Here is a 219-nt window from a genome sequence, read left to right on the forward strand (position 1 = left end):
TCGTCTCATGTTCGGGCCGTCGAGGGCGATGATCTCGGCGCCGGCGACGATCCGGTTGAGGATCGATTCGGCGATGACCGCGTCTTGGAGCGACTTGTACCAATCGGGCGGATCGAACTGCGAGGTCACCAGAGTCGAGCCCCGGCCTTCCCGAGCGGCAAGGATGTTGAGCAGCTCCGCCGCTGTGTGCGGAGCCACCGGCGTGGTCAGGAAGTCATC

The 219-nt window shown here is 64.8% G+C and carries 1 protein-coding gene; it reads right to left on the bottom strand.

What is annotated here, in order from left to right:
• Positions 1-219: ATP-binding protein (locus tag G6020_RS16040; protein ID WP_182611306.1), on the bottom strand; the 219-nt coding region annotated here is incomplete at both ends.

This window comes from Dietzia sp. B19 (assembly GCF_014145155.1).
Lineage (GTDB): Bacteria > Actinomycetota > Actinomycetes > Mycobacteriales > Mycobacteriaceae > Dietzia > Dietzia natronolimnaea.